This window comes from Halobacillus trueperi (assembly GCF_003386945.1).
Lineage (GTDB): Bacteria > Bacillota > Bacilli > Bacillales > Halobacillaceae > Halobacillus > Halobacillus aidingensis.
On record NZ_QUAE01000011.1, the window covers coordinates 10,785 to 28,101 of the forward strand.

Below are 17,317 nucleotides of genomic sequence, written 5' to 3' on the forward strand. Positions count from 1 at the left end.
AGGAGGCTCACCGCGCTCCCGCGGAAAGCGAGCTATTCCCCGCAGCCCCATCCACTCAACAAAAGTCTCGAAATTGAGTCTTCAAGAAAAGGGAGCGATTGTTGAAGAGCGGGAGAGCATCATAAACGGTGCAAAAATGATAAAATATAAACAGAATGAGAAAGAAAGGAGCGGTCGGTATGGGGCTGCGTTTTTTGCTCGGTCGTTCAGGAGCAGGGAAAAGTACACGTTGCTTAAATGAAATAGAAGCAAAGTTAAAAGATGACCCACGAGGACCAGCGATTATTTATATCGTGCCGGACCAGATGACCTTCCAACAGGAATATGGCCTTCTGAAAAGAGAGGGAGTGGAAGGATCGATTCGTGCTCAAGTCTTCAGTTTTTCAAGGCTGGCCTGGAGAGTGCTTCAGGAAACCGGAGGGGGGACGAAGAAATTTATCACGTCTACAGGGGTTCAGATGATGCTGCGCAAAATCGTGGAGGAACGGACGTCTGATTGGCGTGTTTTTCAAAAAGCGGTTGAGAAACAGGGGTTCATTGAACAGCTGGAGGGGATGATCACAGAATTCAAGCGTTACCGAATTACTCCCGAGGACCTCCAAGCACAGATGGACGCGCTTGATCAGTTCGTTCACACCACGAGTCAGGAACAGGGTTTGAGAGACAAGTTGGATGATATGACATACATTTATGACCGTCTTGTTGATGCGCTGAAAGATCAATACATAGATAGTGAGGATCAGCTCCAGCTTCTTGCCAGCAAAATTCCTGAGGCTTCTTTTTTAGAAGGAGCAGAAGTGTACATTGACGGGTTTCATAGCTTCACGCCTCAGGAGTATCAAGTCATTGAAACCCTGTTGAGAAAGGTGAAGAAGGTTCATATCACGTTGACGACAGAAGAACCGGCAGGAGAAGAGAATCCTGAGCTGGATTTGTTTCATGAAACGAAACAAACGTACCTTGATCTGAAAAGGGTGGCTGAGGAAGCAGGTGTCCGCTTGGAAGATACGGAGGTGCTTGACCATACGTCAGGCCGGATGAAAGACCAGCCGGCATTTCTTCATTTAGAAAAGTACTATGATGTACGACCAGCGGACCCGTTTGAAGGAGAAGTGCCGATTCAGATTGCAGAAGCGGTCCACCCTCGTGCAGAAGTTGAAGGGGTCGCGCAGGAAATTCTTCATCTTGTTCGTGATGAAGGCTACCGTTATAAGGATATGGCTATTCTGATGCGTGAGCCGGACGTTTATCATAGTCTGATTGAAACGCTCTTTGATGATTACAATATTCCTGTATTTATTGATGAAAAAAGGACAATGCTCAACCATCCGATGATTGAACTCGTCCGTTCTGGGCTCGATGTCGTAGAAGGGAATTTCCGTTATGATGCTGTTTTTCGACTGTTAAAAACCGGTTTTATTCCAGCGACAGACCGCAAGTATCCATTGAATGAAGATGGGATTGACGAACTCGAAAATTACGTACTTGAATACGGCATACGGGCGCGCAGTCAATGGTTTTCAGATGAGCCCTGGGTTTATCAGCGTTTTCGTGGATTTGAACAGTCTGCACAGACGGATGAAGAAAAAGCGAAACAAGCGCGGATTAATGCGTACCGTGAACAAGTGCGCCAGGCGCTCAAGCCATTTGATGAGGAGTTAAGAACAGCCAAAACGATTGAAGAGCGTGCACGAGTCATTTACTCATGGTTGGAAGGTTTGCGTGTTCCGGATCAGCTCGAGTCGTGGCGTACGTTTTATGATGAAAAAGGAGACATCGAGCGCGGGAGGGAACAGGCGCAAGTATGGGATGATTTCCTGCAACTGCTCGATGAAATGGTGGAAATGGCCGGCGACGAAAAAATGTCACTCCAAGTTTTTCGCAGTACGATTGACAGTGGCTTGGAATCGTTGACGTTCGCCCACGTTCCGCCAAGCATGGACCATGTCATCGTCGGAAGTGTTGACCGTTCAAGAATGACGGGCATCAAAGCGTCATTCCTTCTCGGTGTCACCGATGGGATGTGGCCGATGAAGCCGCCAAGTGATGGCATGATTTCTGAACAGGAGCGTTCCTTGCTTGCGGAGCACGGCATTCAACTTGCCGATGGCAGCAATCGCCAGCTGCTGGATGATCGTTTTTATGTGTACTTGGCTCTGACAATGCCCGCCGATAAATTGTGGGTCAGCTATCCGCTCAGTAATGAGGAAGGAAAGTCAAAGGTTCCGGCGACCCTCATTCAACGGATTGAGGAATTGTTCCCGCATACGAAGGAGCATGTGCTTTTACAGGATCCTGATGATTTGTACGATGCGGAGCGCTTCATTACGAATCCGCAAAAGACACGTTCGGCACTCACCTCGCAGTTTGCCCGGTACTTGAAAGGTTATTTGATGCAGCCGGTCTGGTGGGAGTTGCTGAACTGGTATATTGATCATGAGCCTTCCCATGGATTGACGAACCGTGTATTGCAAAGTCTTTTTTACAAAAACAAACCGGTGCCTCTTTCCAAAGAAACGACAGGGCAGCTGTTCGATAAGCAGGTGAAAACGAGTGTTTCACGACTGGAAACGTATCATCGCTGTTCGTATCAGTATTTCGCCCAGCACAGCCTCGGGCTTGAGGAACGAAGGACGTACAAGTTGGATGCCCCTGACATCGGCCAGCTTTTCCACGAAGCGCTTAAGCAGATTACGGAATGGGTTCAAGCTGAAGGACGTGACTTTTCTCAACTGGGACGTCAGGAAACCAACCTCTATGCAGAAAAAGCGACCAATGAACTGGCACCAATACTACAAAATCAAATCTTGAAAAGTTCGAACCGCTATCAATATATTCAGAAGAAACTGCAACAGGTCATTGCACGAGCGACGTTCGTCCTTAGTGAGCAGGCAAGGAGTAGTCAGTTTTCTCCTGTCGGTCTGGAACTAGGCTTTGGCACCGGGGGAGATGCGAAACTTCCACCATTGTCTTTCGACTTGCCGAATGGATATGAACTCATGCTTCGCGGACGTATCGACCGTGTAGATAAAGCTCTTTCAGAAGAAGATCTATTTCTAAGAATCATTGATTACAAATCAAGCAGCAAGGGCTTGAGTCTCGTTGATGTCTTCTATGGTTTGTCACTGCAAATGCTCGCTTATTTAGATGTTGTGCTGACGAACGCTGAGCATTGGCTCGGAAAAAATGCATCCCCTGGAGGCGTGCTTTATTTCCATGTGCACAACCCGATGATTACAGGAAAACAGCTTCTTAAAGATGAGCAGATTGAAGAAGAGATTTTCAAGAAGTTCAAAATGCAGGGCCTGCTTTTAGAAAATGAACGTGTCGTTCAGATGATGGATACTGGTCTTGATAAAGGATACAGCCAAATCGTGCCGGCCGCTTTGAAAGCGAAGGGTGGATTTTATAAGAGTTCAAAAACAGCGGATGAAGAGCGTTTTGAACAATTGAAACAGTACATCCGCGGGTTGATGACAGAAGCAGGGACGAGAATTACGGATGGGGCGGTCGATCTTGACCCGTTTCAGAAAAAACAGCAGGTCGCCTGCGAGTTTTGTTCATACCGGTCCGTCTGTCAGTTTGACCCGACATTGGAAGAACACAACTATCGGAAACTCCAGGACATGAAGGATGAAGATGTCCTGGAGAGACTGACGAAAGGGAAGGAGGATGCGTAATGGTCAGTTGGACAAAAGAACAGGAGAGGGCGATTTATTCGCATGGATCGAACATCCTCGTAGCTGCGGCTGCGGGCTCAGGGAAGACAGCGGTTCTTGTAGAGCGGATTATTCAAAAACTCCTTCATAAAGATGACCCTGTCGATATTGACTCCCTGCTTGTGGTGACGTTCACAAATGCCGCGGCACAAGAGATGAGAAACCGTGTAGGGCAGGCATTGGCGAAGGCTTTAGAAGAAAATCCAGGTTCCCATCATTTGAAAAAACAGCTATCCTTGCTGCAAAACGCTTCCATCTCCACGCTCCACTCGTTCTGTATGGAAGTGGTGCGTCGCTATGCCTACTTGCTTGATTTAGACCCTGGCTTCCGGATTGCGGATACGGTTGAATCGGATTTGATTCAGCAGGAGGTGCTTGAAGAGCTGTTTGAGGACTGGTACGGAAAAGAAGGCGAAGAGCAGCAACGCTTTTTTGATGTGGTTGAACGGTTTTCAAGCGACCGGAGTGATTTGGATGTAGAGAAACTGGTGCTCGATTTGTACACGTTCGCTACACAAAACCCGTGGCCGGATGCCTGGATCGATCAAATGGTAGAGATGTACAATGTGACCCATGTCGAAAGTGAGACGGACCTGCCATGGCTTAACCTGCTGAAACAGGAAGTGGAAAGTCAGCTGAAGGCGATGGAAATAGAAGCACAGCAAGTGATGGAACTCACAAGAGATCCGGATGGTCCCTATGCTTATGCGGAAACAGCAGAATCGGACCTTGAGCTGATTCAGCAGGCGAAAGGAGCACTTGCTCATTCCTGGTCAGAGATGCAAAGCTTTATGGCTGGACAGAAATTTGCCACGTTATCCCGTAAAAAGATGGATTGTGATGCAGATAAAAAAGAACAGGCGAAAAAAATTCGCGACCGTTATAAGAAACGTTGGAACGAGGTCCGTGATGAATGGTTCTCCCGTTCACTCGAAAGCTACTTGAAAGATATGCAGGACCTGCATCCCGTCATGGAACAGCTCGCCGTGATCGTGAAAGACTTTAAGGAGCGGTACGAGCAGCTGAAGAAAGAAAAAGCGATCGTTGACTTCTCTGACTTGGAGCACTATTGCCTGCACATTTTACTCGATGAAACAGCGACTCCTGTGGACCTTGTGCCTTCCCCTGTGGCGGAAAGTTTTCAGAAGCAGTTTTCAGAGGTGTTGATCGATGAATATCAAGATACGAACCTCGTACAGGAAACGTTACTTCGTCTGTTAACGGAAGGAAAAGATGCCGGTCACCTATTTATGGTCGGAGATGTGAAGCAGAGCATCTACCGGTTCCGACATGCTGAACCCTCCTTGTTTTTAAACAAGTACAAACTTTACGGAAATGAAGGAAATGACGGGGAGCGGATTGACCTTGCCCGTAACTTCCGGAGCCGAAAACAGGTGCTCGATGCGACGAACTATATCTTCCGCCAAGTGCTTGATGAAGAAGTAGGAGAAATGGAGTATGAGAAGGACGCCGAGCTCATTTACAGCAACAAAATTTATGATGAATTAACGGCTGATGATGCCGATACGGAGCTTTTCCTCATCGACCGTGAGTCACAGGAAAGTGACAGTGACGAGGATGAAGCTTATAAAGATTTGGAGAAAGCTCAGCTCGAAGCCCGCGCCTATGGAAAAATGATTCGCAAATGGCTCGGATATGAAGGCGGGGAACCACTCCAAGTCGTGGATAAAGAAACCGGAACGAAGCGTCCATTACAGTACAGGGACATCGTCATCCTGATGCGTTCGATGACGTGGGCTTCAACCATCGTAGACGAACTGAAGCAGCAAGGCATTCCGATTTATGCAGAGCTCTCGACGGGATATTTCGAAGCGATTGAAATCAAAGTGATGCTCAGTTTACTCAAGGTGATTGATAACCCGATGCAGGATATCCCGCTCGCATCTGTACTCAAATCGCCGATTGTTGGTCTTAATGAAGATGAGTTGGCACAAATTCGTCTCGTGAAGAAGCGGGCAACCTATTACGAAGCCATGCAGGCTTATGCAGCCAAGGATGAACTGGGGCGGAAAGTGGACGAGTTCCTGGGATTGTTGAAAAGCTTTCGGGAAAGGGCGCGTCAAGGGGCGTTGTCTGAACTCATTTGGGACATTTTCCGTGAAACGGGCTACTACGACTTTGTCGGTGGAATGCCGGGAGGGCGTCAGCGTCAGGCAAACTTGAGAGCTTTGTACGACCGTGCACGCTCTTATGAATCCACCTCTTTCCGTGGGTTGTTCCGCTTTCTTCGTTTTATTGAGCGAATGGAAGAAAGAGGAGATGACCTCGGAGCGGCCCGTGCCCTTGGTGAGCAGGAAGATGTTGTCCGGATCATGACGATTCACAAGAGTAAGGGGCTTGAGTTCCCTGTCGTCATTCTTGGAGCTATGGACAAGCAGTTCAATATGATGGACTTGAAGAATCGATACTTACTCCATAAAGATTATGGATTCGGTTCCCGTTACATCAACCCGGAAAAAAGGATCATGTACCCGACGCTTGCCTATCACGCGTTGAAAGAAGCCAAACGCCGTGAGCTCTTAGCGGAGGAAATGAGAGTGTTGTATGTAGCTTTGACAAGAGCGAAGGAGAAACTCGTCATGGTCGGCAATGTCGCCTCTTTTGAGAAGAAACAGGAGAAGTGGCAGAACTTTGCAGATGCTCGTGACTGGGTGCTTCCGCCTCACGACCGCCTTGAGGCAAAGTCTTACCTAGATTGGGTCGGCCCCGCGCTAATTCGTCACCAGCACACGATCGACCTTCGTGGTGATGTGGAAGTGATGACGGCTGAGGAAATTCACTATGACGAATCTCAGTGGCGGGTGCACATTGCTCACGGAAGTGAATTTAGTATCCTTGATGAAGTGAAAGAAAAGCGGGATGAACAGTTGCAGCAGGCGGTTGAGGAATGGAAACCTGTGGAGGTCCCTGAAGCAGTGGATGAAGCGTATGTGAAGCGCCTCGACTTTGTTTACCCACATGAAAAGGCGGCCCATACCCGCGCCAAGCAGACCGTTACCGAAATTAAACGGCAACGTGAGACGAAAGACGAATACTCAAGCGACCAGCTGCTCGTTCCTTACCGTGCGCCCATCGTCAAGCGCCCTCGTTTTATGCAGGAGGAAAAACAACTGACTGCAGCGGAACGCGGAACTGCGATGCACACCGTCATGCAACACTTGCCCTTTACAAAAAAATGGACGAGTGACGAATTGGAAGAGTACGTGGAGCACTTGGTTCTAAAAGAAGTGCTCCGGCGCGAAGAAGCGGATGTGATCGATTTTCAAGCCGTCGAGGACTTCTTCGAAACCGATATAGGGACGTATGTATTGCAAACGGATCAGATTGAACGCGAAGTTCCATTCAGTCTGACTTTGCCCGCCGATGAAGTTTATGCGGACTGGGAAGAATCGACAGAGGAGCAAGTCTTCATTCAGGGTGTCATTGACGCTATGATTCCATATGAAGACGGCTGGATGATTCTAGATTATAAATCCGATGCGATTCCTGAAGGTGCAGAGGACGCAGCACCGAAGTTGGCAGACAGATATCGCACACAATTAAGCTTGTACCAAACCGCTCTCGAAAAGATTTGGAAGCAGCCTGTTCGCAAGAGTTGTTTATATTTCTTTGAGGGATCCATCATGGTGGAGGTCGATACACATGGGAGAAACCTGTGATTTATGCGCCCGTTCTCCGGTCAAAACGACAGAACATCACTTGATTCCGAAACAATACGGTGGTGTGGAAGGACCGACGGCGATGCTGTGCAGTGCGTGTCATCGTCAGATTCACGCGTTATTCACAAACGAAGAACTGGCAGCCTTTTACCATAGTGTAGAACGTTTAAAAGATCATCCGGATATGCAGAAGTATTTACGCTGGGTGAAGAAACAGGATCCAGAGAAGAAAATATCGACAAGGAAATCGAATCGAAGGAAGAGAAAATGAAGAAACCGGACACGTGTCCGGTTTCTTTTTTTGATAAAGGATGAGGGGCTGCCTATCTTCCTGACCCAAACAAACCGATCGTGGAAAGTGTCCCAACGCCGAGGAAAAGTGACTTAACCCAAAACGGCCAACTAAAGAGCAAAAAAGCGCCCTGACGATCCAGTGCGCTTCAGTACCTCTAAGCATTCGCAGTAAGATTTTGATCTGCAACGTCAGGATCAAACGGGTTCGTAGAGCTGAGTCCATTGTTTGTAATAATCCAGTTTCCAGTGTTCAGTGCTCCTGATCCGGCATTCGTTTTAGAGGTAGCTTTCGGTGACAGGTAGAAGGAGTCTCCGAAGTTAACGACACCACCCCCTACACTGTTAATACTGATGGGTCCGACAATAGCCGGCATCGCAATCGCCTCCTTTTTGGTGCGATTCAAGCATTATATTTACAACGTATGAAAGTTGGGCATTTATTGTTCTTCATCTTGGAGGTCGCGGAAGTGCTTCGTATAGTTGAGGGCATCGACATGGTCCACCCCACCCACTTGAAAAGTCCCCGCTGTCGATACACCGAGGACTCGTACTTGGTCAACCTGGATGGCACGGTGGTGATAATGGAATGACTCCACTTGGACAGGAGGAAGGGGAGGTGAGCTTTTCATAGAGAAAATAGAGTAGTCGTCAAAATCATAAATATCAGATTCTACGCCGCCTTCCTTTTGTACCGCTAAAATCCTTGAGTAGGGAGCGGCACGGTGGACGTCTCCAATTTCGATAACGGAACCGATGGTCAATGACTTGGTTTCGATCTCATCTACATAAACCATCCGTTTAAGCATTTTGGCCGTTTCCGCTTCCTTCATTGTCTTCAACATTGGCATTGGCTTCTACTACAGTTGGGCCCTGCGTCCTGACAATCAATGATTCTGGGGGCGTATCAAAAAAAGACTGTAAGCGAACGGTCTTCGTGTCGCCAATCAAAAATAGAGAAGAACCTGAAACGCCCGTCACACGGATATTTCCGACGTGAAGGCCGTAATTGTGAACAACATGGTTCATGCCTCACCATCTCCTTCAAAAGTTTCAAAATACTGGGCAATGGAGTGTTGAATTTCCGTTTGAATTTGATGGAACAGGGTTTCTGGCGGAGCCTCTGGATTCTCATTTCGATAAAACTCAAGTCGTTGAGGCAGTTGTTTTCGGATATCTGCGATCATGCGCTCTTTATGTTTATCACTAACCTCAATGTCATGATCTCGGACGTATTGGTTCATCCACCCAGGAACATCGGATGTCATATACTCCTGCAGAAAATGTAAGGCCTGATCATCGGTTTGAGGAATTTGTTTATTTTGATTTTGATTGTTGTAAAGGTCACCGATATCGGACATGTCGGATCCGTTCGGAGTAAGACCAATCTGCAGGGTTCCTTCGAGCGTCTCGATTTTCAGTTGATCAAATTTGTATTCAATTTTCTCAATAACCGTCCTCGGTGGGTGTTCGACCGATTGAAGCTCCTCGATTTTCTTTTGCAATTGATTGATCATTTTCTGCTGTTGTTCCATTTGATTCATCATTTGCTGGATCCATGACTGCCAGGATTGATATTGGTTCAAGTCCGCTCACCCCCTATCCTATCTTTATGAAAAAAGGGGGACATCTATGTTATGGAAAGTGGAACAAGCGTGCCAGCGCCAGGTTCTGGTATGAGAATTTCTCCATCCTGTGGCTGGGCTTCCGGTGCAGGCTCGACGTACCCCCCTGAGTTATAGAGATCAGCTTTTGCCTGGATGACTCCTGAACTTCCGATTTGGACTACAGAGGAATTTGCAACCGTACCGATTCTTAAGAAATGGATGTAGATCGATTGATGAACGGTGAGATTCATAGAAAAACCTCCTACGCATTATTGGCAATCGGCTGATCAATAACTTCCGAATCGTTGATAAACGTATCCGCTCGATTCAGTCTGATCCGAATGCCGTCACCAGTATTAAAAGACCCACCTCCAGCAAAGGTCTTTGCAGAAGCATAGGGAGCCATATTGTACACATCACCGATATTGAAGATGCTCGAAGACGAGAGAGAAATCACTTTAACGGCTCCGACTTTTGCTGGCATAACGAAAAACTCCTTTCTACAGTTTATGAAACTTCATTGTCTAAATGACGTAAGAAAAGTAAAATAACTATCATAGGGGGAATACATATGAAAAAGAAAGGTTCACCTCTCCGCGAATCAGAAAGGCTCGACTGGATCGATGCGGCCAGGGGGCTTGCGATTCTTGGAATCTTTATGGTCAATGTGCCCGCTTTCAATGCTCCATATTTTTTGTATGGAGGAGCAGCGGAATTTTGGCCATCGTCTCTCAGTCATACCGTGCAAAATTTTATTGATATTTTTTTCCAAGCAAGTTTCTATACGCTGTTTTCCTTCATGTTCGGATTTGGCATACAAATGATGAAAGACCGCCTTGTTGAGAAACAGATCGCATACCAGAGCGTAATTTTCAGGCGTCTCCTTGTACTTACAGGATTCGGTCTCATTCATGCGTTCCTTATCTGGCATGGCGATATTCTGCTTTCTTACGGCGTGATGGGTTTTGTGCTTTTGGCATTTTTCAATGTGAAAGATAAAACGCTGTTAAGTTGGGCGTTCGGGATGCTTGCTTTCCTTGTACTGCCGCTGACTTTTTCACTGTACATGGTCAGAGATCAGGTGCAGGGCATCGTGAACCGGCCGGCGATTCAGGAAGCCCTGGTGAACTATGGAAGCGGATCTCTCCTTGATATATGGCGTCAAAACTTAGCGGATTGGGTATATGCCAATCAATGGGGAAACCTTCCATTTCTCGCTTTGAGTTTAATTCCGATGTTTTTATTCGGCATGTATTTTTGCCGAAAGCGATGGCTTCATAAACCGAATCACCATTTGCGTTCGATTAAAAACGTATGGGTGCTGACAGGTCTATTGTTCCTCATTTTCAAAGCAGGTCCGCATCTATTCGGAAGCCCGGAATGGTTCCAGCTGGCCCAGGATAGTATCGGTGGTTCAGCGTCAGCTGTTTTTTATGTCTTATCTATTACTCTATTGTTCCAGACATCAATTGGTGCCCGTATCGTTTATCCTTTAACATGGGTCGGCCGGATGTCTTTGTCAAATTACATTTTGCAGTCCCTGATCAGCTTTATCCTTTTTTATTCCGTCGGTTTTGGACTATATGGTGACGTCCCACCGATTGGAAGCTTGATCATCGTTATGGTTATCTTTACTGGTCAAGTCTTTGCGAGCAAGGCCTGGTTGAATAAGTTCCGTTATGGGCCGTTGGAATGGTTATGGCGGACATTGACGTACGGGAAGAAGCAGCCACTGAAAAGAAAAAGTGAGGCGGCTTCATAAGAGAAAGGGGCAGTTGTCTTGAATCGTGATCACCTCGTTAAAGAAAGCAAGAAATGGGTAGAAAATGCGATTATCAGTGAAGGTCAACGCGAGCAGTTGCTGGAACGCTATCCTAAAAAACAAAACAAACCCGTGCTGCTCACTTTTGCAGCTCTTTTTATAGGTCTTGCGTTTTTGACTTTCGTCGCATCAAACTGGTCGTATTTGACGGATCTTGGGAGAATGGTGATTCTTCTTGCTTCATTGACGGCCTTTTATTTGAGTGGAGATTGGGTGTACAGGAAAAAATCCAAACGTGTCGGAACCAGTCTCATCCTGATTGCCCTTCTGATCTTTGGTTCCAGTATTTTTCTAGTCGGTCAAATGTACCACTATACATCGTATAGTGCTTTTCCATTTTTCTTATGGTCGATCGTTGCTTTAGGTTTGTTTCTCATTTTTAAGGACGATTCATTTTTTTACGCGACACTTGTGATTATGACGGTCGGACAGCTGTACAGCGGACTTGTTTTTCAACACTTCCACATATGGCTTGCCCTTCTATTCATTCTGGGGTTGGGATGGTTCGTATTGAGTTCACGGAAAGTGACTCAATTAGCCGCATTTGGAGTGAGTTACACGCTTCACGCTGTCATTCTTGTATTTAGTGAAGGAATGCCTTACTATTGGTTGATTGCGTTTTTCTTACTGCTTTATGTAGTAGAGGATTTCCTCCTTGAAAAAGGGAATGTGCGCGTATTTAAGACGTTGAGCATTTTGTCTGTTTTCACCATGTTGGTTTTGCAAGTCTTTTTCCTCGGAAACGAATACGTCGGTGAACTGACGGAGTCCTCGCTTTATTTCTTCCTTGCCTGGGCCATTCTGTTCTTCTTCTCTGTGGTAAGGTCTGCCATGAGTTCGACCAACTACTACTGGATCGATTTGCTTTTGTTTGTACCCGTCTTCCGATTTGAAGCCGGCGACATGCTTTCCCTCCTCATCTTATTTCTTTATGCACTTCTGTGGTTGATCTCAGGTTACCAGCAGGAAGTGTCAAGGTGGGTCAACAAAGGGACGATCGCTTTTCTTCTGACTACGTTTATTGCTTATTTTCAGCTCGCCTGGGATTTCATGGATCGTTCATTGTTCTTCTTGATCGGCGGCGTTTTATTGTTTGCACTCAGTTACTTCCTTGAGAAAAAACGGCGCACCATCCATAAAGGAGGGGAAGAGAAATGAAGCAGCGCTGGTGGTTTTATGGACTTGTCACTCTGCAACTCTTGTTTCTTCTTCTCATGTCCGCCTCTTATTATGCGATGGATATCTGGGGGCAGAAGATTACACTGAAGACGACACCCGTGGATCCGCGTGACCCTTTTTACGGGGATTATGTAACGTTGGACTATGCCATTGAACAAATTCCTGAAGAGAAATGGATGATTGAAGAACCTTTGAATCGAGGAGAAAAAGTGTTTTTGCTGCTCGAAGAGAATGACGAGGAAATCTATGAGCTTGTAGAAGCTTCCACTTTGTGGCCTGAAACAGAAAGCAATCAAGTGGTTCTTTCTTCTAAATATCAATGGTCTGATCCTTCACTTCAGCAATATCAAGTGGATATTGGCCTTGGAAGGTATTATATTGAAGAAAACACAGGGACGTTTTGGGAACGGAGAGAAGAGCGGGAGGTGGACATTGTTCTTGCCCCCTGGAAACAAAAGAAAATCGCTTCTCTTAAATAACGAAGACGGCAGCCCACTGGGTCTGCCGTCTTTTATCATACTTAGCTTAAAACTGCTTTAATTTGACTGATGGCCCAGTCCAGGTCATCCTGCTCAATAACGAGAGGAGGAGCAAAACGAATCACATTTTCATGTGTTTCTTTACAGAGCAGTCCTTTTTCTTTTAACTCTTCGCAATACTTGCGGGCAGGTTCTGTCATTTCGACACCGATAAAGAGACCTTTTCCGCGCACCTCTTTAATTTTCGGGTTGTTGATCGATTTGAGCTCCTGCATCATATAGTTTCCAAGTTCAAGCGAACGTTCTGCCAGTTTTTCTTCTTCAATCACTTCAAGGGAGGCCACTGAAACGGCGCAGGCAAGTGGGTTACCACCGAAAGTGGAACCATGGGAACCTGGATTGAAGACACCGAGCACTTCCCTGTTTGCAACCACACAGGAGATCGGGAAGACGCCACCGCCTAGAGCTTTACCGAGAATGAGCATGTCTGGACTGACATTTTCCCAATCACAAGCAAACATCTTACCACTGCGCCCAAGTCCTGCCTGTATTTCATCAGCAATGAACAACACATTGTTTTCTTTACACACATCATAGGCTTCTTTAAGGAAGCCTTCCGGTGGCATAACAATGCCGGCTTCTCCCTGGATTGGCTCAAGCATAAACCCGGCCGTATTTTCTGTGATCGCTTCTTTCAGGGCATCAATATCTCCGTATGGGACGAGCTTAATGCCTGGAAGCATTGGTCCGAAGCCGCGTTTGTATTCTTTTTCAGAAGAAAGGGAAACAGCCGTCATTGTCCGGCCGTGAAAGTTTCCTGTACAAGCGATGATTTCCGCTTGATCTTCTTCCACTTTTTTAACATCATAAGCCCAGCGTCGCGCCGCCTTAATGGCTGTTTCGACCGCCTCAGCTCCTGTGTTCATTGGAAGAGCCATCTCTTTATTCGTCAGCTTACAAATTTTCTCATACCAGGGACCAAGCTGGTCGTTATGAAAGGCGCGGGAAGTCAAGGTTACACGGTTCGCCTGATCGGTCAGCGCCTGGATGATTCTTGGGTGCCGATGCCCCTGATTGACGGCAGAGTAAGCGCTTAACATATCCATATAACGATTTCCCTCAGGATCCTCTACCCATACACCTTCCGCTTTAGCAATGACAATCGGAAGTGGATGATAGTTCTTTGCACCATATTCCTGGGTTTGATCAATAATGTTCTGACTACTAATTACAGACATGCAATCCCTCCATTTTCATTTCAGTCTTTCATCATTATAACAGGTTTGCTTCTTATTTTCTTATAATTTAGAAAATGAAGCCAACATCAAAATGATAGGAATATGCGCAACAGTCGTGGTATCATAACCGTAGATTCATATGAAAAGGAGGATAACAAAATATGGCGCACTTACATATTACTTCATGGGTCATCGCATTCTTACTTGTCGGTCTTGTAACCATGTTCACCCGTAAAGGCAGTGAAAAAGCGGCAAAGATCTCTCACATGATTCTTCGTCTTTTTTATTTGCTTATTCTTTATTCCGGTGGTTCACTTTTTGCAAGTTACGCCGAATACGGCCCGCTTGTGATCATTAAACTGCTCGTCGGTCTATGGGTCATCGCTTCCATGGAAATGGTAGCTGTTAAATACAAGAAGAAGAAACCGACAGGCACCTGGTGGGCTCAGCTTGTCATCGCTGGGATCATCGCCATCGTTCTTGGGTTTGGTTTCTTACCAGCTGGAATTCTGCCAGCATAAAAATAAAGCTGCATGCGACAATCGCATGCAGCTTTTTAATATCGAAAAAAAGGGGGCTTTGTTTTTGTGTCTGATGTTCGTCCGTTATTTGGGGGGTAACGGTGATAACTATTATCAATTAAAATGATAATCATTCTCATTATATATGTCAACACTTTTCTCTTGCTTTTTTCTCTATTTGAGAAAAACTCCCGATAGTGGAAGACTCAGCTTCGAGGCTTTTGGTGAGTGGACGGGGGCTGCGGGGAATAGCTCGCTTTCTATTGGAGTGCGAAGAGCACCTATTAAAAATCCATAAAGGAGACCTTGCCTAACTGAAATAATGAATGACGATTCCTTGCCATGGATACGGGGTCAGGGAAACGACGATTTGCAGTGTTTTGGATCAGTTCGTAGAAAAAACACACACGTTCGTGTTTCCATTCGCCTTTCATGTGGACGTTTCCCAGACCCTGTTCCCTCGCCTTATTCGTGCAGGATCTTTGGTTAAAACAACTCTATAACGGCGTGGGTAAACAGGTCTTCCTTACAGAACTCGGCAGGTTACTGTTAGAGGGATTTTGAGCACCTAAACTCCCACAAAGTCTCGAAATCGAGTCTTACACAACTCTGCCATTATCTTTAATAGTGCAGGAGGTTTCATAAGAAAAACAATGCCATCATATAGTGAGTCATGATGGTTTTTTTATGTAAAAATCCAGCGCTGGAGCGTGACTTGCGCATTTCGTACTGAAAAAGGATGGTGAGGCTAGATGTGTGGAATTGTCGGATGGATCGATGCAGCACATAAAACAGAGGAAAAGGCTTCGATATTGGATCGGATGGCAACCACGTTGCAGCACCGCGGGCCTGATGATTACCAGAAATGGATCGAGGGTCCAGCTGCGTTCGGTCACCAACGTTTGATTGTTGTAGACCCTGCCGGAGGTAAACAACCGATGATCCGCAAGGCCAGGGATGAAGAATACATTTTATGCTATAACGGAGAGCTTTACAATACAGAGGATGTCAGAGACCAACTGAAGGCAAAAGGATGGACGTTCCAATCCCATTCAGACACCGAAGTGGTCCTCGTCAGTTACATGGAATGGGGAACCGCGTGTGTTGACTATATGAATGGCATCTTTGCGTTCAGTGTCTGGGAGAAAAAGCGAGAACGGCTTTTTCTAGCCCGTGACCGTTTGGGGGTCAAGCCGCTTTTTTACAGTGACAGAGGGGACGGGGTCATGTTTGCCTCTGAAATGAAAGCCTTATTAGCCCATCCTGAAGTTTCATCTGCTGTAGACAGCAATGGTCTCCATGAACTCTTATCTTTGGGGCCGTCGAGAACTCCGGGGGAGGGAATTTTCCAGGAAATCAATGAAATACGCCCAGGTCATCGAGCTGTCTTTGAACATGGGAAATTAAAGATCGATAGGTATTGGAACGTAGAGAGTGCTCCTCATGAAGATTCATTTGATGAGACGGTTGCGCGCGTACGCGAATTATTTATGGATGCTTCGCAGCGTCAGCTCGTTTCTGACGTGAAACTTGGAACATTTTTATCTGGAGGCGTCGATTCTAGTGCCATCACGGCCGTGGCCGCTGAAAAATATAAACAAGATCAATTAGGCGCACTGCAGACGTTTTCCATCGACTATAAAGATCAAGAGAAATTTTTCAAGAAGAATGCATTTCAACCAGATCGCGATGAGGCGTTCATCAATCTTGTCAGTGCCCAAAATCAAACAAAACACTCCGTTATGGAAGCGAGGACGGAGGACCTTGTTTCGCGTTTGAAGCGGGCGGTGGAACTCCGGGATCTGCCCGGAATGGCGGACGTGGATTCATCTTTATTGTGGTTTTGTGAGGAAATTAAAAACCATGTGACCGTTGCCCTTTCCGGGGAATGTGCAGATGAAATCTTTGGAGGGTACCCTTGGTTTTACCGGAAAGAAGATAAAGAAAGAAAAGGGTTTCCTTGGATCCGCTCTCTCAATGAGAGGGTTAGCCTTGTCCGTCAAGACTTAAAAGGGGATATTGATATTGAATGGTATATGTTGAAACGATATCAGGAAACCGTTGCAGAAACACCGCTGCTTGCAGGTGAGGATGAAGATAGTAAGAAGCACAGACAAATGTCTTACTTGAATATGAACTGGTTTATGCAGACCTTACTGGAGCGGAAAGACCGGATGAGTATGGGGGCGAGTCTTGAGGTACGTGTACCATTCAGCGATCATCGTCTCGTTGAATATGTATGGAATGTGCCATGGAGCATGAAGTTTCATAATGATCAGGAGAAAGGTCTCCTGCGTCAGTCGTTGCGAGGGATTTTGCCGGATAAAGTACTCTTCCGGAAAAAGAACCCGTATCCGAAAACCTTCCACCCTGACTATACAAAAGCTGTTTGTATGTGGATGGAAGAGACGCTTGTGGATCCGAATGCGCCTCTGTTTGATATTTTTGATCGTGATCAAGTGCGGAAGCTAAATGATTCGGAAGGGAAGTCGATTGATACGCCTTGGTTCGGTCAGCTTATGACAGGGCCGCAGCTCATTGCTCATCTTTGCCAGATTGACCACTGGCTCAAAACCTACAAAGTCACCTTCTAACCAAACCGTCCTCACTCAGGGCGGTTTTTTCAATTCTCCCAATCCCACATAACCTCCCGATTGTGGGAGACTCAGTTTCGAGATGTTTCCGGGATTCGTTGCCTGGTTGAGTATCAGGGGTGGTTGGGAAGCTACTCGCTTTCCTGTGGGGGAGTGGCGAGCTTCCTCAGACTTCGTCCTGCGGGAT

At 46.4% G+C, this 17,317-nt stretch carries 15 protein-coding genes; 8 read left to right on the forward strand and 7 right to left on the reverse strand.

Translation table 11 applies throughout. The features are described from left to right. Positions 1-179: 179 nt before the first annotated feature. The 3 genes from addB to DYE48_RS13525 are packed head-to-tail and all read left to right on the forward strand — an operon-like array spanning position 180 to position 7,670. Entirely contained in the window at positions 180-3,680 is a 3,501-nt protein-coding gene (gene addB / locus DYE48_RS13515) for a helicase-exonuclease AddAB subunit AddB (protein WP_115824100.1), read from the forward strand. After that, positions 3,680-7,399, forward strand: coding sequence for a helicase-exonuclease AddAB subunit AddA (gene addA, locus DYE48_RS13520; RefSeq protein ID WP_115824101.1), 3,720 nt, complete (start codon positions 3,680-3,682; stop codon positions 7,397-7,399). The genes addB and addA overlap by 1 nt, the downstream gene beginning before the upstream one ends. Further along, positions 7,383-7,670, forward strand: coding sequence for an HNH endonuclease (locus DYE48_RS13525; protein WP_115824102.1), 288 nt, complete (start codon positions 7,383-7,385; stop codon positions 7,668-7,670). The genes addA and DYE48_RS13525 overlap by 17 nt, the downstream gene beginning before the upstream one ends. Before the next feature lie 178 nt (positions 7,671-7,848). Here DYE48_RS13525 and DYE48_RS13530 read toward each other — a convergent pair whose 3' ends face one another. The 6 genes from DYE48_RS13530 to DYE48_RS13555 all read right to left on the reverse strand — a co-directional run bounded on the left by DYE48_RS13530 (position 7,849) and on the right by DYE48_RS13555 (position 9,781). Further along, positions 7,849-8,067: a spore germination protein gene (locus DYE48_RS13530; RefSeq protein ID WP_089654239.1), complete on the reverse strand. Its 219-nt coding sequence runs from the start codon at positions 8,065-8,067 to the stop codon at positions 7,849-7,851. Positions 8,068-8,130: 63 nt separating this feature from the next. Next, the gene (locus DYE48_RS13535; protein ID WP_244199433.1) at positions 8,131-8,535 is read right to left on the reverse strand and encodes a spore germination protein GerPE; all 405 of its coding nucleotides are present in this window, start codon (positions 8,533-8,535) and stop codon (positions 8,131-8,133) included. Continuing rightward, a complete protein-coding gene (locus DYE48_RS21425) occupies positions 8,492-8,719 on the reverse strand; it encodes a spore gernimation protein GerPD (RefSeq protein WP_244199434.1) in 228 nt (75 codons plus the stop codon). The genes DYE48_RS13535 and DYE48_RS21425 overlap by 44 nt, the downstream gene beginning before the upstream one ends. After that, positions 8,716-9,276, reverse strand: coding sequence for a spore germination protein GerPC (gene gerPC, locus DYE48_RS13545; protein ID WP_115824104.1), 561 nt, complete (start codon positions 9,274-9,276; stop codon positions 8,716-8,718). Before gerPC ends, DYE48_RS21425 begins: the two co-directional genes overlap by 4 nt. Positions 9,277-9,320: 44 nt before the next feature. Continuing rightward, on the reverse strand, positions 9,321-9,548 hold the full coding sequence (locus tag DYE48_RS13550; protein ID WP_089654243.1) for a spore germination protein GerPB: 228 nt from the start codon (positions 9,546-9,548) through the stop codon (positions 9,321-9,323). A gap of 11 nt (positions 9,549-9,559) precedes the next feature. Continuing rightward, entirely contained in the window at positions 9,560-9,781 is a 222-nt protein-coding gene (locus tag DYE48_RS13555) for a spore germination protein (RefSeq protein ID WP_089654244.1), read from the reverse strand. An 87-nt stretch (positions 9,782-9,868) separates the two neighbouring features. Between DYE48_RS13555 and DYE48_RS13560 the strand changes: the two genes are divergently transcribed. From DYE48_RS13560 to DYE48_RS13570, 3 genes are read left to right on the forward strand one after another with little or no spacing between them, the layout of a single operon-like run. Continuing rightward, positions 9,869-11,059, forward strand: a complete 1,191-nt coding sequence (locus DYE48_RS13560) for a DUF418 domain-containing protein (RefSeq protein WP_115824105.1) — start codon at positions 9,869-9,871, stop codon at positions 11,057-11,059. An 18-nt stretch (positions 11,060-11,077) separates the two neighbouring features. Then, positions 11,078-12,277, forward strand: a complete 1,200-nt coding sequence (locus DYE48_RS13565; protein WP_115824106.1) for a DUF2157 domain-containing protein — start codon at positions 11,078-11,080, stop codon at positions 12,275-12,277. Beyond that, entirely contained in the window at positions 12,274-12,777 is a 504-nt protein-coding gene (locus tag DYE48_RS13570) for a GDYXXLXY domain-containing protein (RefSeq protein ID WP_115824107.1), read from the forward strand. Before DYE48_RS13565 ends, DYE48_RS13570 begins: the two co-directional genes overlap by 4 nt. A 41-nt stretch (positions 12,778-12,818) precedes the next feature. Here DYE48_RS13570 and DYE48_RS13575 read toward each other — a convergent pair whose 3' ends face one another. Beyond that, positions 12,819-14,015, reverse strand: a complete 1,197-nt coding sequence (locus DYE48_RS13575; protein WP_089654248.1) for an ornithine--oxo-acid transaminase — start codon at positions 14,013-14,015, stop codon at positions 12,819-12,821. A gap of 161 nt (positions 14,016-14,176) precedes the next feature. Between DYE48_RS13575 and DYE48_RS13580 the strand changes: the two genes are divergently transcribed. Beyond that, on the forward strand, positions 14,177-14,536 hold the full coding sequence (locus tag DYE48_RS13580) for a YisL family protein (RefSeq protein ID WP_115824108.1): 360 nt from the start codon (positions 14,177-14,179) through the stop codon (positions 14,534-14,536). A 752-nt stretch (positions 14,537-15,288) separates the two neighbouring features. Beyond that, positions 15,289-17,130, forward strand: coding sequence for an asparagine synthase (glutamine-hydrolyzing) (gene asnB, locus DYE48_RS13585; RefSeq protein WP_115824109.1), 1,842 nt, complete (start codon positions 15,289-15,291; stop codon positions 17,128-17,130). Positions 17,131-17,317: the final 187 nt, after the last annotated feature.